Source organism: Modestobacter sp. SYSU DS0511 (genome assembly GCF_054050755.1).
In genome coordinates this window covers 1-25707 of the sequence record NZ_JBJGZY010000053.1, presented here as the reverse complement: position 1 = coordinate 25707, position 25707 = coordinate 1, and the positions used below count along the sequence as shown (strand labels likewise).

The 25707-nt window shown below is 74.8% G+C and carries 28 protein-coding genes and 1 tRNA gene; 20 read left to right on the top strand and 9 right to left on the bottom strand.

Annotated elements, in window-relative coordinates; all coding sequences use genetic code 11:
* Window positions 1-184: 184 nt before the first annotated feature.
* From aroH to ACI783_RS18515, 4 genes are all read left to right on the top strand, one after another.
* Window positions 185-547: a chorismate mutase gene (aroH, locus tag ACI783_RS18530; protein WP_457084100.1), complete on the top strand. Its 363-nt coding sequence runs from the start codon at window positions 185-187 to the stop codon at window positions 545-547.
* An 83-nt stretch (window positions 548-630) separates the two neighbouring features.
* Window positions 631-1323 (top strand): (d)CMP kinase, encoded by a 693-nt coding sequence (gene cmk, locus ACI783_RS18525; RefSeq protein WP_457141814.1) that lies wholly within the window; start codon window positions 631-633, stop codon window positions 1321-1323.
* Window positions 1320-2717, top strand: a complete 1398-nt coding sequence (der, locus tag ACI783_RS18520) for a ribosome biogenesis GTPase Der (RefSeq protein WP_457141813.1) — start codon at window positions 1320-1322, stop codon at window positions 2715-2717. The genes cmk and der overlap by 4 nt, the downstream gene beginning before the upstream one ends.
* A gap of 86 nt (window positions 2718-2803) precedes the next feature.
* Window positions 2804-2877, top strand: a tRNA-Pro gene (locus ACI783_RS18515).
* A gap of 207 nt (window positions 2878-3084) precedes the next feature.
* On the opposite strand, the gene ACI783_RS18510 is transcribed toward ACI783_RS18515, so the two are convergent.
* Both ACI783_RS18510 and ACI783_RS18505 read right to left on the bottom strand, forming a co-directional pair.
* Complete coding sequence (locus ACI783_RS18510; RefSeq protein ID WP_457141812.1) at window positions 3085-4035, bottom strand: PDR/VanB family oxidoreductase; 951 nt, start codon at window positions 4033-4035, stop codon at window positions 3085-3087.
* The gene (locus tag ACI783_RS18505) at window positions 4032-4853 is read right to left on the bottom strand and encodes an MOSC domain-containing protein (RefSeq protein WP_457141811.1); all 822 of its coding nucleotides are present in this window, start codon (window positions 4851-4853) and stop codon (window positions 4032-4034) included. The genes ACI783_RS18510 and ACI783_RS18505 overlap by 4 nt, the downstream gene beginning before the upstream one ends.
* A 326-nt stretch (window positions 4854-5179) precedes the next feature.
* Here ACI783_RS18505 and ACI783_RS18500 point away from each other — a divergent pair, with 326 nt between their 5' ends.
* Window positions 5180-6397, top strand: coding sequence for an acyl-CoA dehydrogenase family protein (locus ACI783_RS18500; protein WP_457141810.1), 1218 nt, complete (start codon window positions 5180-5182; stop codon window positions 6395-6397).
* 60 nt (window positions 6398-6457) lie between these two features.
* Here the strand turns inward: ACI783_RS18500 and ACI783_RS18495 are convergent, their stop codons facing one another.
* On the bottom strand, window positions 6458-6868 hold the full coding sequence (locus ACI783_RS18495) for a hypothetical protein (protein WP_457141809.1): 411 nt from the start codon (window positions 6866-6868) through the stop codon (window positions 6458-6460).
* Window positions 6869-6881: 13 nt separating this feature from the next.
* Complete coding sequence (locus ACI783_RS18490) at window positions 6882-7682, bottom strand: TIGR02587 family membrane protein (protein ID WP_457141808.1); 801 nt, start codon at window positions 7680-7682, stop codon at window positions 6882-6884.
* A gap of 223 nt (window positions 7683-7905) precedes the next feature.
* Here ACI783_RS18490 and ACI783_RS18485 point away from each other — a divergent pair, with 223 nt between their 5' ends.
* The 8 genes from ACI783_RS18485 to ACI783_RS18450 all read left to right on the top strand — a co-directional run bounded on the left by ACI783_RS18485 (window position 7906) and on the right by ACI783_RS18450 (window position 13863).
* Entirely contained in the window at window positions 7906-8565 is a 660-nt protein-coding gene (locus ACI783_RS18485; protein ID WP_457141807.1) for a CDP-alcohol phosphatidyltransferase family protein, read from the top strand.
* Window positions 8562-9494: a DUF881 domain-containing protein gene (locus ACI783_RS18480; RefSeq protein ID WP_457141806.1), complete on the top strand. Its 933-nt coding sequence runs from the start codon at window positions 8562-8564 to the stop codon at window positions 9492-9494. The genes ACI783_RS18485 and ACI783_RS18480 overlap by 4 nt, the downstream gene beginning before the upstream one ends.
* 3 nt (window positions 9495-9497) lie before the next feature.
* Complete coding sequence (locus ACI783_RS18475) at window positions 9498-9830, top strand: small basic family protein (protein ID WP_457069902.1); 333 nt, start codon at window positions 9498-9500, stop codon at window positions 9828-9830.
* Between the two features lie 8 nt (window positions 9831-9838).
* Window positions 9839-10651 carry a DUF881 domain-containing protein gene (locus ACI783_RS18470; protein ID WP_457141805.1) on the top strand — a complete coding sequence of 271 codons (813 nt, stop codon included), beginning with the start codon at window positions 9839-9841 and terminating at the stop codon, window positions 10649-10651.
* Window positions 10652-11080: 429 nt separating this feature from the next.
* Window positions 11081-11626, top strand: a complete 546-nt coding sequence (gene odhI, locus ACI783_RS18465; RefSeq protein ID WP_457084082.1) for an oxoglutarate dehydrogenase inhibitor Odhl — start codon at window positions 11081-11083, stop codon at window positions 11624-11626.
* A gap of 84 nt (window positions 11627-11710) precedes the next feature.
* Window positions 11711-12421 (top strand): transcriptional regulator FtsR, encoded by a 711-nt coding sequence (gene ftsR, locus ACI783_RS18460; RefSeq protein WP_457141804.1) that lies wholly within the window; start codon window positions 11711-11713, stop codon window positions 12419-12421.
* 115 nt (window positions 12422-12536) lie between these two features.
* Window positions 12537-13028, top strand: coding sequence for a bifunctional nuclease family protein (locus ACI783_RS18455; RefSeq protein WP_457084078.1), 492 nt, complete (start codon window positions 12537-12539; stop codon window positions 13026-13028).
* 235 nt (window positions 13029-13263) lie between these two features.
* Complete coding sequence (locus ACI783_RS18450) at window positions 13264-13863, top strand: MerR family transcriptional regulator (protein WP_457084076.1); 600 nt, start codon at window positions 13264-13266, stop codon at window positions 13861-13863.
* A gap of 184 nt (window positions 13864-14047) precedes the next feature.
* Here the strand turns inward: ACI783_RS18450 and coaA are convergent, their stop codons facing one another.
* Window positions 14048-15013: a type I pantothenate kinase gene (coaA, locus tag ACI783_RS18445; RefSeq protein ID WP_457141803.1), complete on the bottom strand. Its 966-nt coding sequence runs from the start codon at window positions 15011-15013 to the stop codon at window positions 14048-14050.
* A 92-nt stretch (window positions 15014-15105) separates the two neighbouring features.
* Here coaA and ACI783_RS18440 point away from each other — a divergent pair, with 92 nt between their 5' ends.
* Window positions 15106-15945, top strand: coding sequence for a GNAT family N-acetyltransferase (locus ACI783_RS18440; RefSeq protein WP_457141802.1), 840 nt, complete (start codon window positions 15106-15108; stop codon window positions 15943-15945).
* 37 nt (window positions 15946-15982) lie between these two features.
* Here ACI783_RS18440 and ACI783_RS18435 read toward each other — a convergent pair whose 3' ends face one another.
* Window positions 15983-16528, bottom strand: coding sequence for a YbhB/YbcL family Raf kinase inhibitor-like protein (locus ACI783_RS18435; protein WP_457141801.1), 546 nt, complete (start codon window positions 16526-16528; stop codon window positions 15983-15985).
* 242 nt (window positions 16529-16770) lie between these two features.
* Here ACI783_RS18435 and ACI783_RS18430 point away from each other — a divergent pair, with 242 nt between their 5' ends.
* From ACI783_RS18430 to ACI783_RS18420, 3 genes are all read left to right on the top strand, one after another.
* A complete protein-coding gene (locus tag ACI783_RS18430) occupies window positions 16771-17502 on the top strand; it encodes an HAD family hydrolase (RefSeq protein ID WP_457084068.1) in 732 nt (243 codons plus the stop codon).
* Complete coding sequence (locus ACI783_RS18425; RefSeq protein WP_457141800.1) at window positions 17499-19871, top strand: glycoside hydrolase family 65 protein; 2373 nt, start codon at window positions 17499-17501, stop codon at window positions 19869-19871. The genes ACI783_RS18430 and ACI783_RS18425 overlap by 4 nt, the downstream gene beginning before the upstream one ends.
* 77 nt (window positions 19872-19948) lie before the next feature.
* Window positions 19949-20128, top strand: a complete 180-nt coding sequence (locus ACI783_RS18420) for a hypothetical protein (RefSeq protein WP_457141799.1) — start codon at window positions 19949-19951, stop codon at window positions 20126-20128.
* Window positions 20129-20137: 9 nt separating this feature from the next.
* On the opposite strand, the gene ACI783_RS18415 is transcribed toward ACI783_RS18420, so the two are convergent.
* Complete coding sequence (locus tag ACI783_RS18415) at window positions 20138-20860, bottom strand: M50 family metallopeptidase (protein WP_457141798.1); 723 nt, start codon at window positions 20858-20860, stop codon at window positions 20138-20140.
* 94 nt (window positions 20861-20954) lie between these two features.
* Here ACI783_RS18415 and ACI783_RS18410 point away from each other — a divergent pair, with 94 nt between their 5' ends.
* Window positions 20955-21551, top strand: coding sequence for an antibiotic biosynthesis monooxygenase (locus tag ACI783_RS18410; RefSeq protein WP_457141797.1), 597 nt, complete (start codon window positions 20955-20957; stop codon window positions 21549-21551).
* Window positions 21552-21742: 191 nt separating this feature from the next.
* Here ACI783_RS18410 and ACI783_RS18405 read toward each other — a convergent pair whose 3' ends face one another.
* Window positions 21743-22447, bottom strand: a complete 705-nt coding sequence (locus ACI783_RS18405; RefSeq protein WP_457141796.1) for a response regulator transcription factor — start codon at window positions 22445-22447, stop codon at window positions 21743-21745.
* Window positions 22444-23763, bottom strand: a complete 1320-nt coding sequence (locus ACI783_RS18400; RefSeq protein ID WP_457141795.1) for a sensor histidine kinase — start codon at window positions 23761-23763, stop codon at window positions 22444-22446. Before ACI783_RS18400 ends, ACI783_RS18405 begins: the two co-directional genes overlap by 4 nt.
* A gap of 138 nt (window positions 23764-23901) precedes the next feature.
* On the opposite strand from ACI783_RS18400, the gene ACI783_RS18395 reads away from it, so the two are divergent.
* Both ACI783_RS18395 and ACI783_RS18390 read left to right on the top strand, forming a co-directional pair.
* Window positions 23902-24813 carry an ABC transporter ATP-binding protein gene (locus ACI783_RS18395; RefSeq protein ID WP_457141794.1) on the top strand — a complete coding sequence of 304 codons (912 nt, stop codon included), beginning with the start codon at window positions 23902-23904 and terminating at the stop codon, window positions 24811-24813.
* Complete coding sequence (locus ACI783_RS18390) at window positions 24810-25595, top strand: hypothetical protein (protein WP_457141793.1); 786 nt, start codon at window positions 24810-24812, stop codon at window positions 25593-25595. The genes ACI783_RS18395 and ACI783_RS18390 overlap by 4 nt, the downstream gene beginning before the upstream one ends.
* Window positions 25596-25707 lie beyond the last annotated feature (112 nt).

The following is a 25707-nucleotide window of genomic DNA, read 5'->3' as shown; positions in this document are numbered from 1 at the left end:
CCCGCCGGCCCCCGCGCCCCCCCCCCCCCCCCCCCCCCCCCCCCCCCCCCCCCCCCCCCCCCCCCCCCCCCCCCCCCCCCCCCCCCCCCCCCCCCCCCCCCCCCCCCCCCCCGGTGGCGCGGCCTCCCTAGACTCGACCGAGGTGCGTGGCGACCCGCGTGCCGAAGCGATCGAGGAGAGTGCCGTGGCCGTGCGAGCCATCCGGGGTGCGACGCAGGTTGCCGCCGACGACCGGGACGAGGTCCTGGAGGCCACGCGGGAGCTGGTGGCGACCGTGCTGGAGCGCAACCAGCTGGAGTCGCCCGACCTGATCAGCATCCTGTTCACCGCCACACCCGACCTCGTCTCGGAGTTCCCCGCGCTGGCCGCTCGCGAGCTGGGACTGGGTGACGTGCCGTTGATGTGCGCCACCGAGATCGCCGTGCCGCACGCGCTGCCGCGGGTGCTCCGGCTCATGGCGCACGTCGACACCCCGCTGAGCCGGGCGGAGATCCAGCACGTCTACCTGCGGGGCGCCGTCGCGCTGCGCCGGGACATCGCGCAGTGAGCGAGCATCGCGGCGAGGGACGAGCGGGGAGCGGAGCGAACGCTGCTGCGCCAGGGCAGCGCGCAATGAGTGAGGGGCAGACCGTGAATGAGTACCGCTTCCGTGGGCAGGTGACCCTCGACGGGCCGTCCGGCACCGGGAAGTCCAGCGTCGCCCGGGCGGTCGCGACCCGGCTGGGTGCGGACTACCTCGACACCGGCGCCATGTACCGGGCGGCGACGGTGGCGGTGCTGGACGCCGGGGTCGACCTCGACGACGCCGACGGCATCGCCCGCGCCGTCGCGGCGGCCGACATCCACATCGGCACCTCGGCGGCGTCGGAGCTGGTGCAGGTGGACGGCGTCGACGTGGCCGAGCGCATCCGGGGTGCGGAGGTGACCCGGGCGGTGTCGCCGGTGTCCGCCGTCCCGGCGGTGCGGCGGCTGCTCGTGGAGCGGCAGCGTGCGCTCGTCGCCGCGGCCGACGCCGTGGTGGTCGAGGGCCGGGACATCGGCACCGTCGTGCTGCCCCGGGCGACCTGCAAGATCTACCTGACCGCCGCCCCCGAGGTGCGGGCCGAGCGCCGCGCCGGGCAGCTGGGCGTGGTCGACCCCGCCCGCATCGCCCAGATCGCGGCCGACCTCCGCCGCCGCGACGAGTACGACAGCAGCCGGGCCGACAGCCCGCTGCGCCCGGCCGAGGACGCGATCGTCGTCGACAGCACCGGGCTGGACCGCGAGGCCGTCGTCGAGCGGGTGCTCGACCTGGCCAGCACAGCAGTGGGAGACCCCGCATGAGCACCACCGATCCCACCTCGATGGACCCCACCCCGACCGGTGCCGACCCGGCCGACGCCGAGCACACCGGGCCGCTGCCAGTGGTGGCCGTCGTCGGCCGGCCGAACGTGGGCAAGTCGACGCTGGTCAACCGGTTCCTGGGCCGCCGCGCCGCGGTGGTGCAGGACGTCCCCGGCGTCACCCGTGACCGGATCTCGTACCAGGCGCTGTGGAACGGCCGGTCGTTCTCGGTGATGGACACCGGCGGCTGGGAGCCGAAGGCCAGCGGCATGGCCGCCTCCATCGCCCGCCAGGCCGAGTACGCCATGAAGACCGCCGACGTGATCGTGCTGGTCGTCGACTCCTCCGTCGGGGTCACCGACACCGACCTCGCCGCGGCGCGGGTGCTCCGGCGCAGCGACCGGCCGGTCATCCTGGTGGCCAACAAGGTCGACGACGAGCGCGGGGAGGCCAACGCCGCCGAGCTGTGGTCGCTGGGCCTGGGTGAGCCGTTCTCGGTGAGCGCGCTGCACGGCCGGGGGAGCGGTGACCTGCTCGACCTGGTCCTCGACGCGCTGCCGGAGGCCCCGCGCGAGCAGGAGGAGACCGGCGGTCCACGGCGCGTCGCCCTCGTCGGGCGGCCCAACGTCGGCAAGTCCAGCCTGATCAACCGCCTGTCCAAGGAGGAGCGCTCGGTCGTCGACTCCGTGGCCGGCACCACCGTCGACCCGGTGGACTCCATCGTGACCCTGGGCGGGGAGGAGTGGCGCTTCGTCGACACCGCCGGGCTGCGCCGCCGGGTCAACACCGCCAGCGGCACGGAGTACTACGCCAGCCTGCGCACCGAGGCCGCGATCGAGGCCGCCGAGGTCGCCGTCGTGCTGCTCGCCGCCGACGAGGTGATCAGCGAGCAGGACCAGCGGGTGATCACCCAGGTGATCGAGGCCGGTCGGGCGCTGGTGATCGCCTTCAACAAGTGGGACACCCTCGACGAGGACCGGCACGCCCAGCTGGAGCGGGAGATCGACCGCGACCTGGCCCGGGTCCAGTGGGCCAGCCGGGTCAACATCTCGGCGGTCACCGGCCGGGGCGTGAACAAACTGGCCGGCCACCTGAAGACCGCGCTCGCCGGCTGGGAGACCCGGGTGCCCACCGCGGAGCTGAACACCTTCATCCGGGCGCTGGTGCAGGAGACGCCGCCGCCGGCCCGGGGCGGCCGGGCCCCGAAGATCAAGTACGTCACCCAGGCCGACATCCGGCCGCCCCGGTTCGTGGTCTTCTCCACCGGCTTCCTCGAGGCCGGGTACCGGCGCTTCCTGGAGCGCAGGCTGCGCGAGCAGTTCGGCTTCCACGGCACGCCGATCGACGTGTCGGTCAAGGTGCGGGAGAGCAAGGCGCGCGACCGCAAGGGCTGACCCGGCCGGCAGGGCGGGGGAGCGGGTGCGGTAACCTTCTCCGGCAGCGATCGGGGCCGCCGGGTCATCCGGAAGCACCCGACGCTCGGGCTGTAGCGCAGCTTGGTAGCGCACTTGACTGGGGGTCAAGGGGTCGCAGGTTCAAATCCTGTCAGCCCGACAGAAGAAGTCGCAGGTCGGGGGCCGTTCCCGGAGACCGGGAACGGCCCCTGCTGTTGTTCCGGGTGGCTTGACCACTCCTTCTGGCCACCATGAGCCGACCCTGAGTCGCTGAGGACGGCGGCACACGCAGGAGGTCGACACGGGCGACGCCACGCCGTCGTCGCCGGGTCGGGGCGGTCATCGCCCGCCGCCGGCCGGCGGGGGTTCAGACCGGGGCGACGGTGACGGCGCCGTCCGCGCGCGACACGCACGGCAGCATGATCCGTTCCTGCTCCACGGGCGTCAGCAGCACGTCCCGGTGCAGGACGGTGCCCTGCTCGACCCGGAGCTGGCAGGTGCCGCACGTTCCGGAGCGGCACGAGCTGTCCACCGCGATGCCTGCCGCCTCGAGCGTGCCCAGCAGCGTCTCGTCCGGGCCGACGTCGTACGTGGCGCCAGTGGGCGCCCAGGTCGCGGTGAAGGCGCTCCCGGAGGGCTCGACCGCACGCACCCCGCTGAAGTCCTCGAAGTGCAACCGCGACGGCCGCCAGTGCATGGTCAGCGCCTTGGCCTCCGCCAGCAGCGCGGTGGGGCCGCAGCAGAAGACCCACGTGTCGCCCGGGTGCTCCAGCGCGTTCCAGAGGTCGAACCGGCGTCCGCCGTGCTCCGCGGCGGCATGGCACACCGCGTCGGGCGCGGTGAACTCGTCGAGGTAGGCGGCGTCCTCCCGGGACCGGACCAGGTACACCAACCGGACGGGGAGCCCCGCCGCGCGTGCGGCGTGGTAGATGGGCCGGACCGGGGTGATGCCCACGCCGCCGGCGAGCAGCAGCAGGCCGCCGGCGGCCGCGGGGAGCTCGAAGCCGCCGCGGGGCGGCGCGGCCTCCAGCAGGTCTCCGACGCGGGCATCCGCGTGCATGCTCCGCGAGCCGCCGCTGCTGTTGCGGTCCAGTGCCACCGCGATGTCGTAGTGCTCCGGGGCCTCGGACCCGGGTGAGGTGAGCGAGTAGCTGCGCCGCTCGCCGGAGGGGGTGACCAGCTCGACGTGCGCGGCGGTCCGGCACGCTGGCAGGGTCCCGCCCCCGGCCGCGGCCAGGCGGAACTCGACGATGCTGCGCGCCACCTGCCGCCGGTGCACGATGCGCAGGGGCAGTCGGGACGCCGACGGCGCGCTCATCCGGGCACGCCGGCCGCAGAACGGGTGGCGGGCTCGGCGAGCAGTTCCACGGGGAGCCCGGGCGTGAGGGTCCCGGCGGTCTCGATGGTGGCGTAGAAGCCGAACTCCACGTGACCGTAGTGCTGGGAGAGCAACCTCGGGACGGGCACGTCGCGCTCGGCGGTGCCCGGGCTCACCTCCGTCGCGGCACACCGCACGCACGGCTGCCGCACGAGGAACTCGACGTCGCCGACGCGGAACCTCCGGCCCAGCCAGCTGCGTTCGACCCACGGCTCGCCGAGGTCGACGGTGAGGTTGGGCCGGAAGCGCTCGAGGTCCAGCGGGACCCCGGCGCGCTCGCCGAGGTCCCGGAGCGAGGCAGCGTTCACCACGTGGCAGGCCCAGGTCAGGGACGAGGCGACCGACGCGGTGTAGGAGTAGGTGTAGCGGTCGTTCGCCCGCCGGACCAGCAGGGGTGCGTCCTCCGGGTCCAGGTCCAGCACCGCGGCGAACAGGGCCTCGGCCCGCGCGATCCCCTCCGGTTCGGCGAGGCTGCAGGCGAGCACCAGGTGGTCGCGTACCCGCACCTCCAGCCACTCCGAGACCGGGTCGAACGACGTCCGGACGCCGGCCAGACGGGGGTCGGTCGTCAGCCCGTAGAAGTCCCGGGCCGGCAACGGCTGGTCCGGCGCCGTGCAGTAGTCGCCGTGCCGCTTGGCCAGCGCCCAGCTGCGGTCGAGCGGGAACCCGGTGGTCGGGCCGACCTGGACCGACGCCAGCCGCTGGGGGCTCAGGCCGCGGATCGGGTAGTAGTGCAGGTCGGTGACGATGCTGGGCATCGGTGGGGAGCCTCCTCCGGCACTCGTGGTCGCGGAGGCGTGGGTGGTCGTCTCTCCGTCGATGTCGGTGACCTGCAGGTCGTCGAGGGTGGTCGCTGGCCGGAGGGGGCGGTGGCCGCAGGGCAGGCACCGGACCGACCCGCGCCGACGTCGGCGACCGTCCGAGCCTAACCGTGCACGCCGGCCGGGCAGCCGTCGGACCCGGCGTCACCGGCACCACCGCGCCGGCGACCAGGACCACCCCGGCACCGGCTGGTGCAGGGTGGTGGAGAGTGGAGCGGACCCGCCCCGATGGCGGGGCGCCGCCGAGGGGGCAGGGAGCAGGGATGGGCGAGCACGCCGGCCGGGAGACCGACGTCGAGGTGGGGGAGCGGCTGTACGCCGGCTGCGATCCACTGGACTACGAGGCGTTGCTGACCGCGGAGGAGCGCGGCCAGCTGTGGCGGCTGCGCCGGTTCCTGGACGCCGAGGCGCGGCCGCTGCTGGCGGAGCACTGGGAGCGCGCGGAGTTCCCCACGCAGCTCATCGCACCGCTGGCCGACCTGGACCTCATCGCCCCACCCTCGCTCACCGCCGGCGGAACGGGCCCGCGTTCCCTGTTCACCGGGTTCCGGAACTTCGAGCTGGCCCGCACCGACGCATCGCTGGCCACGTTCTTCAACGGCCAGTCGGGGCTGTTCCGCACCACCATCGAGCGCGGGGGCAGCGCCGAGCAGGTCCGCCGGTGGCTGCCGCAGGTCGACTCCTTCGCCGTGGTGGGGGCCTTCGCCCTCACCGAGCCCGAGCACGGGTCCGACGTGGCCGGCGGGCTGGAGACCAACGCCCGGCGGGAGGGCGACACCTGGGTGCTCGACGGCCGCAAGCGCTGGATCGGCAGCGCCGTGATGGCCGACGTGCTCGCCGTGGTGGCCCGCGACGTCGCCGACGGCCAGGTCAAGGCCTTCCTCGTGCCGCGGGACGCGCCGGGCGTCGAGCTGGCCACCATCACCGGCAAGACGGCGCTGCGGATGGTGCAGAACTCCGACATCACGTTGCGTGGGGTGCGGGTGCCCGAGGACGACCGGCTGGCCCGGATCACCTCCTTCCGCGACGTGGCCGACCTGCTGCGGTCCATGCGCTCGGGCGTCGCCTGGTTCGCCGCCGGCGTGCAGGCCGGGGCCTACGAGGCCGCGCTGCGGTACGCGGGCTCCCGGGTGCAGTTCGGGCGGCCGATCGCCGGCTTCCAGCTGGTGCAGGAGAAGCTGGCCACGATGCTGGGCAACCTCGTCGCCTCGCTGGGCATGGCGGTGCGCGTGGCCCAGCAGCAGGACGCGGGTGTCTACCGGGACCAGGACTCGGCGATGGCGAAGTCGTGGACCTCCGTCCGCATGCGCGAGACGGTGGCGCTCGCACGCGAGGTCGTCGGCGGCAACGGCGTGCTGCTCGACCACGACGTCGCCCGGTTCTTCGCCGACGCCGAGGCCATCTACACCTACGAGGGCACCTACGACGTGAACACGCTGGTCGTCGGCCGCGCCGTCACCGGCGTCAGCGCCTTCACCTGAGCGGCCCGCCGCGACCGGGCAGCCCGGGGGAACGCGCAGGCCCCGGCTCGGGCACCGTCCTCACGGGGTCGTGTAGGCGGCCGGCCGCACCTCGAGGGTGCCGCTGCCCGGGTCCACGGAGAACAGCAGCGCACCGGACTGCCGGCTGTGCGGCGCGACGTAGTCGATCGTGGCCGTCGCCTGCTGGACCTCCTCGCCGTCGCGGGAGAGCACGCCGGTCACCTGCACCTGCTCGGCCGTCGTCCCACCGTCGTTGACCACCTCGAACGGCACCGCCCAGCCATCCCCGGCCTGCTCGATCGCCGACGTGGTGACCGACAGCCGCGGGCCGCTGTCCCGGACGAAGACCGCCTGGTGCACGAGGAAGCCCAGCACCAGCAGGACGACGAGCGCGCCGAGGGCGCCGAGGGCGTACTCGCCCCGGCTGGTCTCGTCCTCGGCGGCGGGCCCGGGGGCGTCCTCATCGCTCACGGCCACCACCTCCTCACAGGATCAGCCGGGCCGCCGCAGCGCCCAGGCTCGCCGGCAGTGCGAGCACCACCGCCTCGGTCACGGCCATCACCACGCCCACCCCGTCGAACCGGCCGAAGGTCCACAGCAGGTACGCCGACAAGGCCAGGGCGATCACGTAACCGACGACGGTCAGGGTCAGGAACGAACGCAGCACCCCGCCGGGGGCCTGTTCCTGACCGCGGAACCCGACCCAGTAGACGAACCCGTGCATCAGCAGCAGGCACAGCACGACGAGGGCGACCGGGTGCCAGGGGCCGGCCTTCGCGGCCAGGAGCACCACCTCCTCGGTGGGGGCGATGTTGGCCGCGAACACCACCGCGCCGGCCGCCATCAGCAGCAGTTCCCCGCCGTAGGTCGTCGTCGGCACCCGCCGGCTGCGCGCGCCGAGCTGGCTGCGGGCGAACGAGGCACCGACAGCGGCCGGGAGCATCTCGATCGCGATGACGGACAGGGCGTCGCGCCCGCCGCGCAACGGCTCGATCACGGCCAGCACCCCGAGTACCAGTGCGGCGGCGAGCGCGGCCATCACGAAGGCCACCCCCGCGTCGGCCAGCGACCCGCGCCAGCCGACCCCCGGCGCCCCGGCGCCGAAGTGCTGGGACAGGAAGACGACGAGCAGGACGGTGGCGGCCAGGAGCAGGGCGAGGCGGTACCGCGGGATGGCCAGCCCCAGCCGCCAGATCTCCATCGTCATCAGCAGCGGCAGGGCGAACAGCAGCGCGCCGCCGAAGGCCCGCCCGCTGCTCTGGGCGAGCTGGTGTCCACCGGTCATCCGGGATCCCGCCCGGCCCGGCTCGCGTCGCCGGGCACTGCGGCGCGGTCGGTGATCATGGTCACGCCCTACCCGCACCGGCACGGTCCACCCCTCCGGTGCGCCCCGGCCGACCCACCCGGAGCCCGGGGGCCGTGCCCCCGGGGGAGCAGCCGGGCCGGTCGCGGCCGGGAGCGTCCCCGGCGAGCACTAACCTGACCCGCGAGGTGGAGGGGGAGCGGGGATGACGAGGGCGGACGACCAGGCGGCCGAGGTCCCGGCGGGGGCGGTGGCCGGTCGGGCGGGGCAGTGGGACCGGGACCAGCTCGGCGACCGGGTGTTCACGCTGCCCAACGCGCTCTCGGTGGTGCGCCTGCTGGGCGTCCCGGTGTTCCTCTGGCTGCTGCTGGGCCCCGAGGCCGACGGCTGGGCGGTGCTCGTGTTGATGGCCGCCGGGTTCACCGACTGGGCCGACGGGAAGCTGGCGCGCCGGCTGGGGCAGGCCAGCCGGCTCGGCGCGCTGCTCGACCCGGCCGCTGACCGGCTGTACATCGTCGCCACCCTGGTGGCCTTCGCGCTGCGCGACGTCGTCCCGCTCTGGGCCGTCCTCGTCCTGCTGGGCCGGGAGCTGGTGCTCGGGGTGACCCTGCTGCTGCTGCGCCGGGCCGGATGGCCGCCGCTGCAGGTGCACTACCTCGGCAAGGCCGCCACGTTCCTGCTGCTGTACGCCTTCCCCCTGCTCCTGCTGGCCGACGGCGCGGGGGCGTTGGCCTCGGTGGCCCGCCCGGTCGCCTACGCGCTCACGATCTGGGGTGGCGTGCTCTACGTGCTGGCCGGGGTCTTCTACGTCGTGCAGGCCGTCGGCCTGCTGCGCGGCGACCGGCGCGCCGGAGCCCGGGGATGAGCGCTCCACCGCGCGGAGCGCGGTCACTGGGGTCCTCGTTGCTGGACCAGGTGCTCGCCGAGACGCTCGACCCCTCCTACGCGGAGGCCGCTGCCGCGCGCGCGGCCCGCGAGGCGTCCCACCCCCGGCCCGGCGGCTCGTGGCTGCGCCGCCGGAAGGGGCAGGTGCTGGTCGCCGCCACCCTGGCCGTCGCCGGCTTCCTCGCCGCGGTCACCTACCGGGAGGCGGCGGCCGGCGCCCAGGGACGCGAGGTGGTGCGGCAGGCGCTGCGGGAGGACATCCTGGAGCAGTCGGACACCACCGACGAGCTGGCCGCCCAGCTGGAGAGGCTGACCGCGGAGGTCACCGCCGCCCGCGAGGACGCGCTGGCGGCGAGCGTGGTCGGTCAGCGGGCGCTGGACCGGCTCGCCGTCGCCGAGCAGCAGGCGGGGACGGTGGCGGTCGAGGGGCCCGGGGTCGTGGTGACCCTGGGCAACGCGCCACCGCCGTCGGACAGCGACCCGGTCGGCGGGTCCGCGGAGGTGCAGCTCGGCGGCATCGTCCAGGACCGCGACCTCCAGCAGCTCGTGAATGCGCTGTGGTCGGTCGGTGCCGAGGCGATCAGCATCAACGGGCAGCGCCTCGGGCCGACCTCGGCCATCCGGCAGGCCGGTGACGCCATCCTCGTCGACTTCCGGCCGGTGGCCAGCCCGTACGAGGTCTCCGCGATCGGCGACCCGGACACGCTGGCGCGGGACCTGCTCAGCACCCCGGAGGCCAGCCTGCTGGGGCAGTACACGCTCGACTTCGGCCTGGTGTTCGAGTACGTCCGCGAGGACTCGCTCGACCTGCCGGCCGGCACCGGTGCCGAACTGCGGCACGCCACGGTGCTCGACCCCGCCACCGGCTCGGGCCCGTCCGCGCCATCGACCCCCACCGACGGAGGCTGACGCGTGATCCCGATCATCGGACTGGCGATCGGTGTGGTGCTGGGCCTGGTGCTGGACCCGAGCGTCCCGCTCTGGCTGCAGCCCTACCTGCCGATCGCCGTCGTCGCCGCACTGGACGCGGTCTTCGGTGGCGTGCGCGCCCGGTTCGACGGCATCTTCGACGCCAAGGTCTTCGTCGTCTCCTTCGTCTCCAACGTCGTCGTCGCCGCGCTGATCGTCTTCCTCGGTGACCAGCTGGGCGTCGGCGCGCAGCTGTCCACCGCGGTGGTCGTCGTCCTCGGCATCCGGATCTTCGGCAACGCGGCGGCGATCCGCCGGCACCTGTTCCGGGCATGACGGAGGGCATGAGGGGGGGCACCCCGGGGGACCGGCCGGCCGGCGACGACCCGGTCCCGGGCAGCGCCCCCGCCGAGAGCGGGCCACCGGCCGCCACCCCGCTCCCCACCCCGTGGCGGGGGAGGGACGTCCGCGGGCGCCGGGGCCTGGTCGCCGCGGTCCTGATCAGCGTCCTCACCCTCCTGCTGGGCTTCGCCTTCGCGGTGCAGGTCCGCACCGCCGACACCGCGGCCGCGCTGGCCGGCCAGCGGGAGGAGGACCTGGTCCGGATCCTCGACGACCTCACCGCGCGCGAGCAGCGGTTGCGCCAGCAGATCGAAGACCAGCGGGCCGCCCAGGAACAGCTGGGGAGCGCCGACAGCGCCTCGGCCGCCGCGCTGGCCGAGGCCCGGGAGCGCGCGCGGACCCTCGGGCTGCTCAACGGCACGCTGCCCGCGCAGGGCCCGGGGCTGGAGATGGCCGTCTCCGACCCCGGGGGCCGGATCGGGTCCACCGAGCTGATCACCGTGATCCACGAGCTGCGCGCTGCCGGCGCGGAGACCATGCAGATCGACGGGGTCCGGATCGGCCCGGACAGCGACGTCACCGGCGACCCGGGGGAGCTGTCCATCGACGGCACGCCGGTGGAGCAGCCCTACACCGTGCTGGTCATCGGCCCTCCGCAGTCGATGGAGACCGCGCTGAACATCCCCAACGGAGCGGTCGACCGGTTGACCCGACGCCTGGGCGCCGTGGTGATCCGGCAGGTGGAGCTGCTCGTGGTCGATGCGCTGCGGCCGGTGGTCACGCCTCGATACGCCGAGCCGTCCGACCCGGACTGACCCGCTCGGCGGTCGCCGTGCCCGGTGCCCGGCGACCAGCGGGAGCCGCCGCGTGAGCACCACCGGCGACCGCCGCCACACCGACCACCACGAGTGGGCGCTGGTCCGCCGGTGTCGTCAGCGCCGTCGACGAGGCCCTGGTGGTCGTCCTTGTGGTGGCCCTTGTGGTGGCCTGCTGAGCGTCCGGGGCGGGCTGGACGTCACCCCGGCCCCTCCCGTCCCGCCACCGTCGGACACGATCACTATCATCAGCGCAGAGGTCGGACGCTCCACCCGAGCGGTCGCACTCTCACCCTGTACGTGCGGTTGACCCCCGGGTCGGCCGCTGGTTCCATGACCCCCGGCCCGACCGCGACCCCGCGGTGGCCGACCAGCGACGGGCCGTCCGGCTCGTCGTCCGCCGGCCGACCGCGGCCCCAGGCTGCGGCGGTGCCACCTGCACCGGAGGAGACCGACGTGCTCTGCACTCGATGTGGCCATCAGAACCCCGAGGGCAGCCGTTTCTGCGCCCAGTGCGGGGCGGCGCTGAGCCAGGAGCGCGTCGGTGAGTCGACCAGCATCATCCCGAAGGTCGGCGGTGACGACTCCGGCGAGCAGGCCGAGGCGGTCGACACCACCGCCGACGCCCACGCCGGCGCCGTCGAGTCGCTGCCGGCCGGGTCGGCCCTGCTGGTGGTCAAGCGCGGGCCGAACGCCGGCAGCCGGTTCCTCCTCGACCAGGAGGTCACCACCGCGGGCCGGCACCCGGACTCCGACATCTTCCTCGACGACGTGACCGTCAGCCGGCGGCACGTGGAGTTCCACCGCGAGGGTGGCGGCTTCACCGTGCACGACGTCGGCAGCCTGAACGGCACCTACGTCAACCGCGAGCCGGTCGACGTGGCCTCGCTGGCCGGCGGTGACGAGGTCCAGATCGGCAAGTTCCGGCTGGTCTACCTGACCGGCCCGCGCACCGGCGAGACCGCCGGCGCCTGACCTGGCCGTCGCCGCCCGGCACCCCTGCGGCGCCGGGCGGCGACGCATCGCCGCGAACGAGGGAACGAGGGGCGGGTCGGGACGATGAGCGCGGTGCCCCGGCGGGACACCGGGGGCAACGGTGCCCTGCTGACGATCGGGGAGGTGCTCGCCGCCCTGCGCGGTGACTTCCCGGACGTCACGATCAGCAAGATCCGGTACCTGGAGTCCGAGCAGCTGGTGCACCCGCAGCGCACCCCGTCGGGCTACCGGAAGTTCTCCGCCGCCGACGTGGCCCGGTTGCGCTACGTGCTCGCCGCCCAGCGCGACCAGTACCTGCCGCTGCGGGTGATCAAGGAGCACCTGGAGGCGCTGGACCGGGGCGAGCCGCTGCCCGGGCAACCCGAGGCCGGTGGCGGCGCCCCCGACAGGGCACTGGAAGCCGCCGGGCCGATGCCGGCGGCCGAGTTCGCCGAGGCCGCCGGCGTGGACGAGGTGCAGCTCGCCGACTTCGTGCAGTTCGGTCTGGTCGGCACCGACCGCCGCGGCCGGCTGCAGGCCAGCGACCTGCCGGTCGCGCGCGCCGCGGCGGCGCTGGCCCGGCACGGTCTGGAGGCCCGGCACCTGCGCGCCTGGCGCACCGGGGCAGACCGGGAGGCGTCCCTGCTGGAGCAGTTGGTGGCACCGGTGCTGCGGGCCCGCTCCGACGAGGCCCGCGGCCGCGCCGCAGAGCAGGTGCAGGAGCTGGCCGGGCTGTCCGCCCAGTTGCACACCGCCCTGCTGGAGGCCCGACTGCGCGAGGTCCTCGGGGGCTGAGGAGGCGGGCGCCCTGGCGTACCGTTGGCCGCAGCGGAGCGCCGCGGACACCGGCCCGGGCGGGTCGTCGTCGGTGCGGTCCCGGAGGGTCAGCGGAGCGGGAGGGGAGCCAACCGTGCAGGAGCTCAGAGTCGTCGGCGTCCGGGTCGAGCTGCCCGGCAACCAGCCGATCCTGCTGCTGAAGGAGACCCAGGGGGAGCGGTACCTCCCGATCTGGATCGGCGCGGTCGAGGCAGCCGCGATCGCCTACGAGCAGCAGGGGGTGCGCCCGGCCCGGCCGATGACGCACGACCTGCTCAAGGACGTCGTCACCGCCCTGGGGGCCGCCGTCGAGGCGGTGCACATCACCGAGATGCGGGACGGCATCTACATCGCCGAGCTGCAGCTGGGGGAGGGGCGGACCGTCAGCGCCCGGCCGTCCGACGCCGTCGCGCTCGCCGTCCGCACCGGGGCGCCGATCTTCGGCGCCGAGACGCTGCTCGACGAGGTCGGCATCGAGATCCCCGACGAGCAGGAGGACGAGGTGGAGAAGTTCCGCGAGTTCCTCGACAACATCAGCCCGGAGGACTTCGGCGCCGGGTCGGGCTCCGGTGGGGGACCCGCCTGAGCCGGTTGCGGTGGGCACGGTCCCGTTCCCGGTGGCGACTGCCGAGGACGACAGGGGGCACCCCTCCGGGTGAGCGGGACGACACGCCGCCCGCCGCGGTTGACCGGTGTGCTGCCCCGGCCTACCGTCAGGCGAAATCACCCAGCTGTGACTCCACGGTCGCGCCCGGGTGGCCGTCGCGGCACGAGCAGGCGACGTCCCCCGTGCTGGGTGCTGATGTGGAGGAGGCGCTGACGTGAGCGACCTGGACAACGGTTCCGGCCGCCGGCCGTTCAGCGGGGGTCAGCAGGGGCAGCTGTTCAGCGACTCCGCGGTCGGTGCGCCGGCCTACGACGAGGTCGACACCGACGAGGTCGGCTACCGCGGCCCGACCGCGTGCGCCGCGGCCGGCATCACCTACCGCCAGCTCGACTACTGGGCCCGCACCGGCCTGGTCGCCCCCTCGGTGCGCACCGCCACCGGTTCGGGCACCCAGCGGCTCTACTCCTTCCGCGACATCCTGGTGCTCAAGGTGGTCAAGCGGCTGCTGGACACCGGCGTCTCGCTGCAGAACATCCGCAAGGCCGTCGACCACCTGCGCACCCGCGGGGTCAAGGACCTCGCCAACATCACGCTGCTCTCCGACGGTGCGACCGTGTACGAGTGCACCTCCGCCGAGGAGGTCGTCGACCTGCTCGCCGGCGGCCAGGGGGTCTTCGGCATCGCCGTCTCCGGCGCCCTGCGCGAGCTCTCCGGTGAACTGGCCGAGCTGCCGGCCGAGCGGCTCGACGCCCACGGCCAGCAGGTGGACGACGAGCTGTCCGCCCGCCGCCGGCGCCGCGCCGCCTCCGCCTGACCGCGGGGCCGCCGTCCCAGTGCGGGCGGGACGGCTGCCCGCTGCCCGTGACGAGGAAGACCCGGCCTGGTGACGTGCGCACCTGCCCGACCGACCGGCGGCGGGGCCCGACGGTGCCGCGCACCCGCCGCTGAGCGGCTGCCTCCCGCCTCGCCCGGTTGCCGTCGCCGTGCGGGCGCGGCGGTCAGATCTTGCGCAGCAGCACCCGGCGCACCGAGTGGTCGGCCGCCTTCTGCAACACCAGGCGTGCCCGGGAGCGGGTCGGGGCGATGTTCAGCCGCAGGTTGGGTTCGTTGACCGCCGACCAGATGCCGCGCGCGGTGGACCGGGCCTCGTCGTCGGTGAGGTCGGCGAAGCGGTGGAAGTAGGCGGCGCTGTCGGCGAACGCGGTCCGGCGCAGTGCGAGGAAGCGCTCCACGTACCACTGCTGGATGTCGGCCTCGGTCGCGTCGACGTAGACCGAGAAGTCGAAGAAGTCGGACAGGAAGACCTCCGGCACCCGGCCGTCGCCCCGGCCGCCGCCGGCCTGCAGCACGTTGAGACCCTCCAGCACCAGGACGTCGGGCCGGTCGACCACCTGCCGGCTGCCGGGGAGCACGTCGTAGGCGTGGTGGGAGTACGTCGGCGCGCTCACCGCCGGCTTGCCCGACTTCACGTCGGCCAGGAACCGCAGCAGCGCCCGGCGGTCGTAGCTCTCCGGGAAGCCCTTCCGGCCCAGCAGCCCGCGCGCCTCGAGCTCGGCATTGGGCAACAGGAACCCGTCGGTGGTCACCAGGTCGACCCGCGGGGTGTCCGGTGCCGCCGCGAGGAGCGCCTGCAGCAGCCGCGCGGTGGTGCTCTTGCCGACGGCGACGCTGCCGGCCACCGCGATCACGAACGGCACCTTCTCGGTCGGGGTGCCGAGGAACGCCGTCTGCGCGGCCCACAGCCGGCGGCTGGCGGTGACGTGCAGGTGCAGCAGCCGGGCCAGCGGCAGGTAGACCGTGGCCACCTCGTCGCGGTCGATGCGGTCGCCGAGGGTGGCCAGCGCGCGCACGTCGGCGTCGTCCAGCGGCAGCTCACCGCCGGCCGCCAGCGCCCGCCAGGAGTCGCGGTCGAAGGCGGTGAAGGGCGAGACCTGGGCTCGCGTTCCGGCCGTCACGCCGCCCATCGTGCCGTCCGTCCCGACCCGGCCCCCCGACGGGGTGGTCTCCGAACGGCTGCCCGTCCACCCGCGGCACCGTGGCGTCTAGGGTCCAGGGCGTGTCGTCCACCGGGCTCCTCGACCGGATCGAGCGCTACTTCTCCCTCGCGCCGGAGGCCGACGGCCTGACGCGCATCGAGTCCGTCGGTGGGCTCGTCGTGCCGATCGGCCCGCCCGAGTGGCCCTACCCGGCGCGCCCCCGCCCGGGGCAGGAGGACGCCGTCGCCGTCGAGGACGTGCGCGCCGCGGTGGCACTGCAGGAGGCCGCGGGGCTGCCGGCGTCGGTCGAGTGGCTGGGCGACCGCTGCCGCGGCCTGGCCGGGGTGGCCCGGGCCGCCGGCCTGCACGTCGAGGAGCTGCCGCTGCTGGTCGTCGACGACCCGGTCGAGATCCTGCTGCCGGACGAGGTGCGGCTCTACCTCGTCGGTGCCGACGACCCGCGGCTGGGGCTCTACCAGCGGCTGGCCGCGCTCGCCTTCGCCACGCCGGCGGACCGGCTGGACGTCGGCGAACGCGCACCGGGCGTGCCCGAGGTCGCCGCCGTCGACCCCGGTCCGGCCGAGGTGCCGCCCACGGAGCTGCTGCGCGAGCGGGTCGCGTCCGGCCGCACCGTCATGATGGTCGCCGTCGACGGCGGGGAGCCGGTGGCGATCGGCTCGCACCAGCCGGTCGACGTCGACGGCACGGAGGCCAGCGAGGTGGTCGGGGTGGCGACCCTGCCCCGCTTCCGCGGCCGCGGGCTGGGGGCGGGGCTCACGTCCGCGCTGGTCGACCACGCCCGGCAGACCGCCGACCTGGTCTTCCTCTCCGCCGGCGACGACGACGTCGCCCGGGTGTACGAGCGGGCCGGCTTCGCCCGGGTGGGCACCACCTGCGTGGCGGAGCGGCCGTCCCGCTGAGACCGTCCGCGGGCCGGCCCCAGCGGGACGGCGCGGGTCACTCGACGTCGTAGGTGGCGACGATCGCGCCGCGGGCGAGGGTGTGGCTGAAGAGGGTGAAGCCGAGGAACGCCGGTGTCGCGTCGGCCGGGACGCCGAGGTCGTCGGTGTCGACAGCGTGCACGACCACGTGGTAGTGGTGCGTGCCGTGCCCGGCCGGCGGGGCCGCTCCGACGAACCGGGCGAGGCCGGCGTCGTTGCGCAGCTGCACCGCGCCCTCGGGCAGGCCGGAGCCGGCCTCGTCGCCGGCGCCGCGGGGCAGGTCGGTCACCGCGGCGGGGATCCCGAGGACGGCCCAGTGCCAGAACCCGCTGCCGGTGGGTGCGTCGGGGTCGAGGACGGTGACCGCGAAGCCCTTGGTCTCGACGGGAAAGCCCGACCAGGACAGCTGCGGGGAGACGTCCTCGCCGCCGGCGCCCATCAGCCCGCTCACGTGCGGCCGGGCCAGCCGCTCGCCGGAGGCGATGTCGGAGCTGGTGACGCTGAACGAGGGGACCTGGGGGAGGAAGTCGTACGGGCTCGGCGGTGACGGGCGGTCGGCCATGCGGTCTCTCCTGGGGGTGGGGCTGCCCGGCCGGTGCCGGGGGAGCGGCCGGGTGCCGCGCCGGCCCCGACCCTAGGCAGCCCGGGGACGCGGTGCCCGACAAAGGCGCCAGGCTTCTGCCTCGACCGTTATCCCCAACAACGCACCCCACAACGTGGTGGTCCCGTCACCCAGCGCCCTACGGGCGGAGAACAGCTGCCGCCAGGAGGTATCGCGCCCGATCTCCCCGTAGCGTGATCACCGTGCTGGGACTCCCCGACGACATCCAGGCCTGCCTCTTCGACCTCGACGGTGTGCTGACCCGGACCGCGACGGTGCACCAGGCCGCGTGGAAGCGCACCTTCGACGAGTTCCTGCGCCGCCGGGACCCGGTGGCGGGGGAGTTCTCCCTCGACGACTACAACCGCTACGTCGACGGCAAACCCAGGGAGGACGGCGTCCGCGACTTCCTGGCCAGCCGGGGCATCACCCTGCCGCAGGGGGCGGTCGGCGACCCGGCCGACGCCGCGACCGTCGTCGCGCTCGCCACCCGCAAGAACGAGCTGCTGCTGCGCGAGCTCGAGGAGCACGGCGTCGAGGTCTACGAGGGCTCCATGCGCTACCTGCGGGCAGCGCGGGACGCCGGCCTGGCGACGGCGGTGGTCACCGCGTCGGCCAACGGCGGGCACGTCGTCTCCGCCGGTGGGTTCGCCGACCTGATCGACGCGCGGGTCGACGGGCTGGTGGCCAAGCGTGAGGGGCTGCGCGGGAAGCCGGCGCCGGACACCTTCCTCGCCGGCGCGCGTCTGCTCGGCGTCGAGCCGGCGCGGGCGGCCGTCTTCGAGGACGCGCAGGCCGGCGTCGCCGCGGGGCGGGCGGGGGAGTTCGGGTTCGTCGTCGGCGTCGACCGGGTCGGCCAGACCGAGGAGCTGCGCGAGCGCGGCGCGGACGTCGTCGTCACCGATCTGGCGCAGCTGCTGGAGGAGCAGCCGTGACGGAGGGGCGCGCGCACTTCCTGGTCGAGCCCTGGTCGCTGACCGAGGTCGGCCTGGACATGGCCTCCCTGGCGGTCAACGAGTCGGTCTTCGCTCTGGCCAACGGGCACATCGGCATGCGCGGCACGCTCGACGAGGGCGAGCCGATCATGGTGCCCGGCACCTATCTGAACGGCTTCTTCGAGGAGCGGCCGATGCCCTACGCCGAGGCCGGCTACGGCTTCCCGGAGATGGGCCAGACCGTGGTGAACGTGACCGACGGCAAGCTCGTCCGGCTGCTGGTCGGCGATTCCCCGCTGGACCTGCAGTACGGCGACGTCGTCGCCCACCGGCGCACCCTGGACCTGCGGGCCGGGGTGCTGCGCCGGGTCACCGACTGGCGCTCCCCGGCGGGCCGGGAGGTGCGGGTCACCAGCACCCGGCTGGTCTCCCTGGTCCGCCGCTCCATCGCGGCCGTCGAGTTCCAGGTGGAGTGCACCGACGACCAGGGCGACCTGTACATCGCCCTGCAGTCGGACCTGCTGGCCAACGAGGACGTCATGACCACCTCGACCGACGACCCGCGCTCGGCTGCCGCGCTGGACCGGCCGCTGGTCGGGGAGCTCCACGTGGGGCGCGGCCGGCACGCCGTCCTGGTGCACCGTACCCGGCGCAGCCGGCTCCGGATGGCCGCTGGCATGGACCACGACGTCGACGTCCCGGACACCGCGACCGAGGACCTGCTCGTCTCCCCGGACCTGGCCCGGTACACCCTCGCCGCACGGCTCAGCAACGGCTCCCCCGTGCGGTTGCGCAAGTACCTGGCCTACGGCTGGTCCAGCCGCCGTTCCGCGGCGGCGGTCCGCGACCAGGTGGAGGGCGCGCTGGCAACGGCCAAGCTGGTCGGCTGGGACCGGCTGGTCAACGAGCAGCGCGAACTGCTGGACCGCCACTGGGACGAGGCCGACGTCGAGATCGAGGGTGACGACGAGCTCCAGCAGGCCGTCCGGGTGGGCATGTTCCACGTCCTGCAGGCCGGGTTGCGCGCCGAGCGGCAGCCGATCCCGGCCAAGGGCCTGACCGGCGACGGGTACGACGGGCACACGTTCTGGGACACCGAGACCTACGTGCTGCCGGTGCTCACCTACACCGCGCCGGGCGCGGTGCGCGACGCGCTGCTGTGGCGCCACTCGATCCTGGACATGGCCCGGGAGCGCGCCCGGGTGCTCGGCCACGACGGCGCGGCGTTCGCCTGGCGCACCATCCGCGGGGAGGAGACGTCGGGGTACTGGCCGGCGGGGACGGCGGCGTTCCACATCAACGCCGACATCGCCGACGCCGTCGCCCGGTACTGGTGGGCCACGCTGGACGAGGACTTCGACCGGGACTACGGCACGGAGCTGCTGGTCGAGACCGCCCGGCTGTGGGCGTCGCTGGGGCACATGAACGGCGAGGGCGAGTTCCGCATCGACGGGGTGACCGGGCCCGACGAGTACACCGCGGTCGTCGACAACAACGTCTACACCAACCTCATGGCGCAGCGGAACCTGCGCGAGGCGGTGGCCGCGGTGCAGCGGCAGCCGGAGACCGCCGGTCGGCTGCAGGTCGACCCAGAGGAGGTCGACATGTGGACCCGGGCGGCCGACGACATGCGGGTGCCGTTCAACGAGAAGCTCGGCGTGCATGAGCAGAGCGAGGGGTTCACCCACCACGAGGAGTGGGACTTCGAGGGCACCACACCCGACCAGTACCCGCTGCTGCTGAACTTCCCCTACTTCGACATCTACCGGAAGCAGGTCGTCAAGCAGGCCGACCTGGTGATGGCGCTGCACCTGCGGGGGGACGCGTTCACCCTCGAGCAGAAGATCGCCGACTTCGCCTACTACGAGGCGCGCACCGTCCGGGACTCCTCGCTGTCCGCGGCCCAGCAGGCGGTGGTGGCGGCGGAGACCGGGCACCTGCAGCTGGCCCACGACTACTGGGGCGAGGCGGCGCTGACCGACCTGCAGAACCTGCACGGCAACAGCGGGCACGGGCTGCACATCGCCTCGCTGGCCGGGGGGTGGACGGTGGCGGTGGCCGGCTTCGGGGGCATGCGCGACCACGACGGGAAGCTGACCTTCGCCCCCCGGCTGCCGCCTCGGCTGCGCCGGCTGGCCTTCCGGGTGGTCTTCCAGGGCCGGTGCCTGGCGGTCTCGGTCACCGAGCGGCAGGCCACCTACCGGCTGGTGTACGGCGGCGAGCCGCTGCAGGTCGCCCACCATGGTGAGCCGCTCACCGTCACCGCCGAGCCGGTCACCCGCGACGTCCCCCCGCCGCCGGACGTCGAGCCGGTGCACCAGCCGCCGCACGCCTCCCCGCGCCGGCGGCACCGCCCCACCAGCGACTGAAGAAAGGACTCCCGAGCGCAGCGACGGCACTCGACGCGCGGTGGCGCTTCCTCGGCAGGCGTCCCCGCGTCGGGGAGGTGGCCGCCGACCCCGCGTTGCGGAACACGCTGCTCGGCACCGACGACGGCGACGACATCTGGACGGCAGCCGGACACGCGGCCGCATTGCGCTCGGACGGTCACCGCCCGCAGCTGCTGGCGCACCACGCCTGCCTGCTGGCCGTCGTCCACCGCGCCCTCACCCGGTACGCCGCCTGACCGGGAGCGTCAGGAGAGCAGGGCGCTCTCGCCGACCAGCCACCAGGTGCCCAGCACGAGTGCGCCGACGTCGAGCAGCAGGAAGATCGCGACCCACACCAGCCCGGGCAGTCGGGTGAGGCGGGCGAGCTGGTCGGCGTCGGAGTCCCGGGCAGTTCCCCGGCGTCGCTTGGCCTGCAGCTCCCACACGGTCACCGGCGCGGCCAGCAGCAGGAACCAGGTGACGCCGTGGGCGAAGACCGCCTGCCACTGCGCCGGTAGCCACCAGGTCGCGGCGAACACCAGCGCGCCGGTGACCAGGACCGACCACAGCCCGTACCAGTTGCGGATCTGCACCAGCAGCAGGGCCAGCAGCCCGAGCAACGCCCACAGCAGGCCGACGGCGTACCCGGCGGCCAGCAGCGCGGCCGCGCCCAGCCCGAAGAGCGCGGGCCCGGTGTAGCCGGCCGCGGCGGTGAGCACCATGCCGGCCCCGGTCGGCCGGCCGGCGGAGACGGTGACCCCCGAGGTGTCCGAGTGCAGGCGGATGCCGGCCAGCCGGCGTCCGGTGGCCAGCGCGGCCAGGCCGTGGGCGCCCTCGTGCGCGATCGTCACCGCGTGACGGGCGTGCCGCCACAGGCCCGGCACCCGGACCAGCAGCAGCGCCGCGGCTGCGCTCAGCGCCAGCAGGCCGGCCGTCAGCGGGGGAGAGGTGGCGCTGACCTGGCGCCAGAACTCCTCGACGACGGTCACGCGGGGCATCATCACCGCTGCGGCTGTGCGCGGGCCGTGCGCCGCGCGGGACCTGCGTCACGCGGACGTCACAGTCGGCGGTGATGCTGGGGGCATGACGAGCACGCAGCAGGCGGTGACCGCGGACGATCTCCCGGTCACCGTCTCCTTCACCCGGCGCGCCGACCCGGCGCACGCGGTGCAGATGAGCGCCTGGATCCGGGCGGGGCTGACCCTGGCCGAGGGGTTCCCCGGCTTCCTCGGCGGAGGCTGGGTCCAGCCCCGGCACGGCGCGGACGAGTGGCACATGCTGTGCCGGTTCGACTCCCCGGCCACCCTCGCCGCCTGGGAGGCGAGCCCGGAGCGACGCTGGTGGCTGGGTTCGGCGCAGGGGCTCGCCGAGATGACCCGCACCGAGCGGCGCACCGGCATCGAGGGCTGGTTCGACGCCCCGGTGGCCGCAGCCGCGGAGGTGACGCCGCCGCCGGCCCCACCCCGCTGGAAGCAGGCGACGACGATCTGGCTGGTCTTCTTCCCGCTCAACCTGCTCGCCACGGTGACGCTCGGGGCGCTGCTGGCCGACGTGCACGTGGTCGCCCGGGTCGCGGCGATGACGCTGGCGCTGACCCCGGTGATGACCTACCTGCTGCTGCCGTGGGTCACCCGACGGCTGTCCTGGTGGCTGGCCGGGCACCGCTGGCGCGACCGCTAGCCGTACCGACCACGGACGTCGGTCCTGCCTCGGTCGCGGTCGTCACCGGACCGGCGTGGCCACCAGGTCGCGACCACCCCCGCGACGAGCACGCCGAGGCCCAGGACGATCACGGTCGCCCACACCGGGTCGGACACCAGGTCGGCCGAACAGCGCGGACAGCCCGCCCCCGGCGCCGGCGGCGACCGGCGTCACACCAGGTCCGCGTCGTGGATGAGCAGCGCGACCTGCACCCGGTTGGTCAGCTCGAGCTTCACCAGCAGCCGGGACACGTGCGCCTTGACCGTGGCCACGCTGAGGTACAGCTGGGCGCCGATCTCGGCGTTGGACAGCCCCCGGCCGACGGCGAGCGCCACGTCCCGCTCGCGGTCGCTGAGCACCGCCAGCTGCGCGCGGGCGCGTTCCCGGCGGTCGTCGACCGCGGGTGCCGTGGTGGTGGCGGTGGCGGTGGCGGTGGCGGTGGCGGTGGCGGTGGCGACGTGGGACATCAGCCGCCGGGTGACGGTGGGGGAGAGCATCGGCTCGCCCGCCGCCACCCGGCGCACGGCGTCCACGATCGCCGCCGGCGGGGTGTCCTTGAGCAGGAAGCCGCTGGCGCCCGCCCGCAGGGCCCGCAGCACCTGGTCGTCGGCGTCGAAGGTGGTCAGCACGATCACCTCGGGGGCGTCCTGCTGGTGCTGGACCCGCTCGGTGGCGGTGAGCCCGTCGACGCCGGGCATCCGGATGTCCATCAGGACGACGTCGGGGGAGGTGCGGGCCACCGCGGCCAGCACCTCCGCGCCGTCGCCCGCCTCGCCGACGAGCGCCAGTCCGTCGGCACCGCCGAGCACCATCGCCAGGGCGGCGCGCACGAGCGGGTCGTCGTCCACGACGAGCACCCGGACGGGGGCGGTCACGCCGGCTGGTCCGCCGGCTGGTGCGCCGGCCAGGGCAGCTCGGCGCGCAGCCGGAACTCCCCGTCGGGCGTCCAGCCGTGCTCCAGGTGCCCGCCGCCCAGGCTGACCCGCTCCAGCAGCCCGACCAGACCGGTGCCGCCGCCGGGCAGCGGGGTGCTGGTCTCCCCGCCGGTGGGCGCGGGGTTGCTCAGCTCCACCACCAACCCGGCGCCCGGACCCCCCTCGACCAGGACGGTGGCGACCGTGCCGGGCGCGTGCTTGCGCACGTTGGTCAGCCCTTCCTGCAGCACCCGGTAGGCGCTGCGGCCGGCGCCGCTGGGAGCGGTGGACAGCTCGGGCACCCGGTACCGGACGCGCACCCGCACGCCGGCGCGGCGGCTCTCCTCGACCAGCGTCGGCACGTCGGCGAGGGTCGGCTGCGGCCGGGTGCCCGGGTCGCCGTCCGCGCTGCTGCGGAGCACGCCGATCACCTCGCGCAGGTCCTCCAGCGCCTGGCGGGCGCTGGCCCGCACCACCCCCGCGGCCTGAGCGACCTCGGCCGGCGGGGCATCGGGGCGGAACTCGAGCGCGCCGGCGTGCATGCTCAGCAGCGACAGCCGGTGGGCGAGGACGTCGTGCATCTCGCGGGCGATCCGGGTGCGCTCGGTGTGCCGGGCCTGCTCGATCCGCAGCAGCTGCTCGTTCTCCGCCCGCACCGCCCGGTCGTGCAGGGACAGCACCAGCTGCCGGCGGGCCCGCTCGAACATGCCCCAGGCGACGACGGCGGCGGTGAGCACGACACCGAGGACGGCGAACACCCAGGCCGGCAGTTCGGGGTCGGGGCGGACGACGACGTACACGGCGAAGGAGGCGAGGCTGACCGCGGTGACCGCGGTGACGGTCGGCCACCGGCGGTGCACGGCCACGGTGAAGAGGCTGAACAGGCAGGCGACCGCGACCATGTCGGAGAACGACGCGACCAGGGACAGGCCGATCGCGACGCCGACCGGCCAGCGCCGCCGCAGCCACAGGGCGGCGCAGCCCAGCGAGCCCAGCACCAGGTCGGCGACCAGCAGGCCGTCCGGCGGCGGGACGGGCTGGCTGAGCGCGCTGCCCACGAGCACCAGCCCGATCAGCACCGAGGCGGTGAAAGCGGTGACGTCGACCGTCCAGTCGCGCAGCGAACGGTGCACCCGGCGACGGCCGGCGGTCGTGCCACCGGTGTCCGGTCCGCGCTCGGGAGGCGCCTCGGGATCGGCCAGCAGCTGGGCCGGCACCAGCGAGGGGTGCTCGACGCCCTCGTTCGTGGCCGACGCCGGGTGGGTGGACACGCTCACCTCCCGGAGGCTACGGACGGGGGAGCGCCGCCGGAACCGACCAAGGTCTACCTCGCTCCCGCCGCCGGCCGGAGCCGACCGGCGATCACCTACTTCCGGCCGATGCGGGGGACAGGCCCGCCGGAGCAGGCTCTGCCCATGATCACGATCGAGCACCTGACGAAGAGGTACGGCGCCCAGGTCGCCGTCTCCGACGTCTCGTTCACCTGCCAGCCGGGCACGGTCACCGGCTTCCTCGGCCCCAACGGTGCCGGCAAGTCGACCACCATGCGGGCGCTGGTCGGCCTGGCCCGGCCGACCAGCGGTACGGCGACGTTCGCCGGCAAGCACTACCGCGAGCTGCCCAACGCCGGCCGCGAGGTGGGGGTGCTGCTCGACGCCGGCGCCCAGCACGCCGGCCGCACCGGCCGCGAGGTCCTCACCCTGTCGGCGATGGTCCTGGGCGTCGGCCGGGAGCGGGTCGACGAGGTGCTCGGCCGGGTGGGCCTCGCCGGCCGCCCGGCGGGCAAGCGGCTGGGCAACTACTCCCTCGGCATGCGCCAGCGGCTCGGGCTGGCGACGGCGCTGCTCGGCGACCCCCAGGTGCTGGTCCTCGACGAGCCGGCCAACGGGCTGGACCCCGAGGGCATCTTCTGGATGCGCGGCCTGCTGCGCGGCTTCGCCGACCGCGGCGGCACGGTGCTGCTCTCCTCGCACCTGTTGCACGAGGTCGAGGCGGTCGCCGACCAGCTGGTGGTGATCTCCGGCGGCCGGATCGTGGCGCAGGGCAGCAAGTCCGAGCTGCTCGCCGGCACCGGCGGCACCCTGGTGCGCGGACCGGACCGGGCCCTGCTGGCCAAGGCGCTGGAGGCGGCCGGCATCGGCATCTCGCCCGGCCCGGACGACGCGCTGGTGGCCGACGCCGAGGCGCTCGCCGTCGGGCAGGCGGTGGCGGCGGCGGGCGTCGTCCTCACCGAGCTGCGGCCGGCCGGGGGAGCGGGGCTGGAGGACCTCTTCCGCTCTCTCACGGGCTCCGGCAGCGGCCAGCAGGTCCAGGAGGTGCTGGCATGAGCGCCGTGACGCTGGACGCCGAGCGTCCCCGCACCGGGGCCGCGCCCAGCGCGCCGTCCCTGCTCACGCTGCTCCGGGTGGAGCTGCGCAAGTCCTACGACACCCGCGCCGGGCGCTGGCTGCTGATCGTCATCGGGCTGGCCGTGCTCGCCGTCGTCGCGCTGTCGTTGTTCGTCGAGGACACGCCCAAGACGTTCACCGACCACTTCGGCTTCACCCAGCTGCCGATCAGCCTGCTGCTGCCGGTGCTCGGCATCCTGCTGGTCACCAGTGAGTGGTCGCAGCGCACCGCGATGACGACGTTCACCCTGGTGCCGCGTCGGTCCCGGGTGCTCGTCGCGAAGGTGCTCGCCGCCGCCGTGCTGGCCGTGCTGGGCGTGGTCGCCGCGGCGGCCGCCTCCGCGCTCGCGACGGTGCTCACCCCGGTGTTCACCGACCGGGAGATGGACTGGGGCATCAGCGCGGCGCTGGTGGGCCAGGTGCTCGTCGTCCAGGTGGTGACCGTGCTGGCCGGTGTGGCGTTCGGCATGCTGCTGCTCAGCTCTCCGCTGGCGATCGTGCTGTTCTTCGTGCTGCCGACGGTGTTCACCATCCTGGTGAGCCTGGTGTCCGCGCTGGACTGGGTGCGCGACTGGCTGGACCTGTCGACCACCTCGATGCCGCTGTTCGAGGACGGGCTGGACGGGCAGGGCTGGTTGCAGTTCGGCACGTCGGCGGCGCTGTGGGTCGCGCTGCCGATGCTCCTCGGCTGGATCCGCATCCAGCGGAGCGAGATCGCCTGACCCGACGGGGGGGGGGGGGGGGGGGGGGGGGGGGGGGGGGGGGGGGGGGGGGGGGGGGGGGGGGGGGGGGGCGGCGGCGGGGGGGGGGGGGGGTGTTGGGGTGGGGGGGGCG

Excerpts from the sequence above, each read along its gene's own strand:
- ACI783_RS18510 (WP_457141812.1), bottom strand. The coding sequence starts at position 4,035 with ATGAGCGCGCCGTCGGCGTCCCGACTGCCCCTGCGCATCGTGCACCGG.
- ACI783_RS18480 (WP_457141806.1), top strand. The coding sequence starts at position 8,562 with ATGAGCGCTCCACCGCGCGGAGCGCGGTCACTGGGGTCCTCGTTGCTG.
- der (WP_457141813.1), top strand. The coding sequence starts at position 1,320 with ATGAGCACCACCGATCCCACCTCGATGGACCCCACCCCGACCGGTGCC.
- ACI783_RS18470 (WP_457141805.1), top strand. The coding sequence starts at position 9,839 with ATGAGGGGGGGCACCCCGGGGGACCGGCCGGCCGGCGACGACCCGGTC.
- ACI783_RS18490 (WP_457141808.1), bottom strand. The coding sequence starts at position 7,682 with ATGACCGGTGGACACCAGCTCGCCCAGAGCAGCGGGCGGGCCTTCGGC.
- coaA (WP_457141803.1), bottom strand. The coding sequence starts at position 15,013 with ATGGGCGGCGTGACGGCCGGAACGCGAGCCCAGGTCTCGCCCTTCACC.
- ACI783_RS18435 (WP_457141801.1), bottom strand. The coding sequence starts at position 16,528 with ATGGCCGACCGCCCGTCACCGCCGAGCCCGTACGACTTCCTCCCCCAG.
- ACI783_RS18410 (WP_457141797.1), top strand. The coding sequence starts at position 20,955 with ATGACGAGCACGCAGCAGGCGGTGACCGCGGACGATCTCCCGGTCACC.
- ACI783_RS18395 (WP_457141794.1), top strand. The coding sequence starts at position 23,902 with ATGATCACGATCGAGCACCTGACGAAGAGGTACGGCGCCCAGGTCGCC.
- ACI783_RS18505 (WP_457141811.1), bottom strand. The coding sequence starts at position 4,853 with ATGCCCAGCATCGTCACCGACCTGCACTACTACCCGATCCGCGGCCTG.
- ftsR (WP_457141804.1), top strand. The coding sequence starts at position 11,711 with ATGAGCGCGGTGCCCCGGCGGGACACCGGGGGCAACGGTGCCCTGCTG.
- ACI783_RS18390 (WP_457141793.1), top strand. The coding sequence starts at position 24,810 with ATGAGCGCCGTGACGCTGGACGCCGAGCGTCCCCGCACCGGGGCCGCG.
- ACI783_RS18500 (WP_457141810.1), top strand. The coding sequence starts at position 5,180 with ATGGGCGAGCACGCCGGCCGGGAGACCGACGTCGAGGTGGGGGAGCGG.
- ACI783_RS18485 (WP_457141807.1), top strand. The coding sequence starts at position 7,906 with ATGACGAGGGCGGACGACCAGGCGGCCGAGGTCCCGGCGGGGGCGGTG.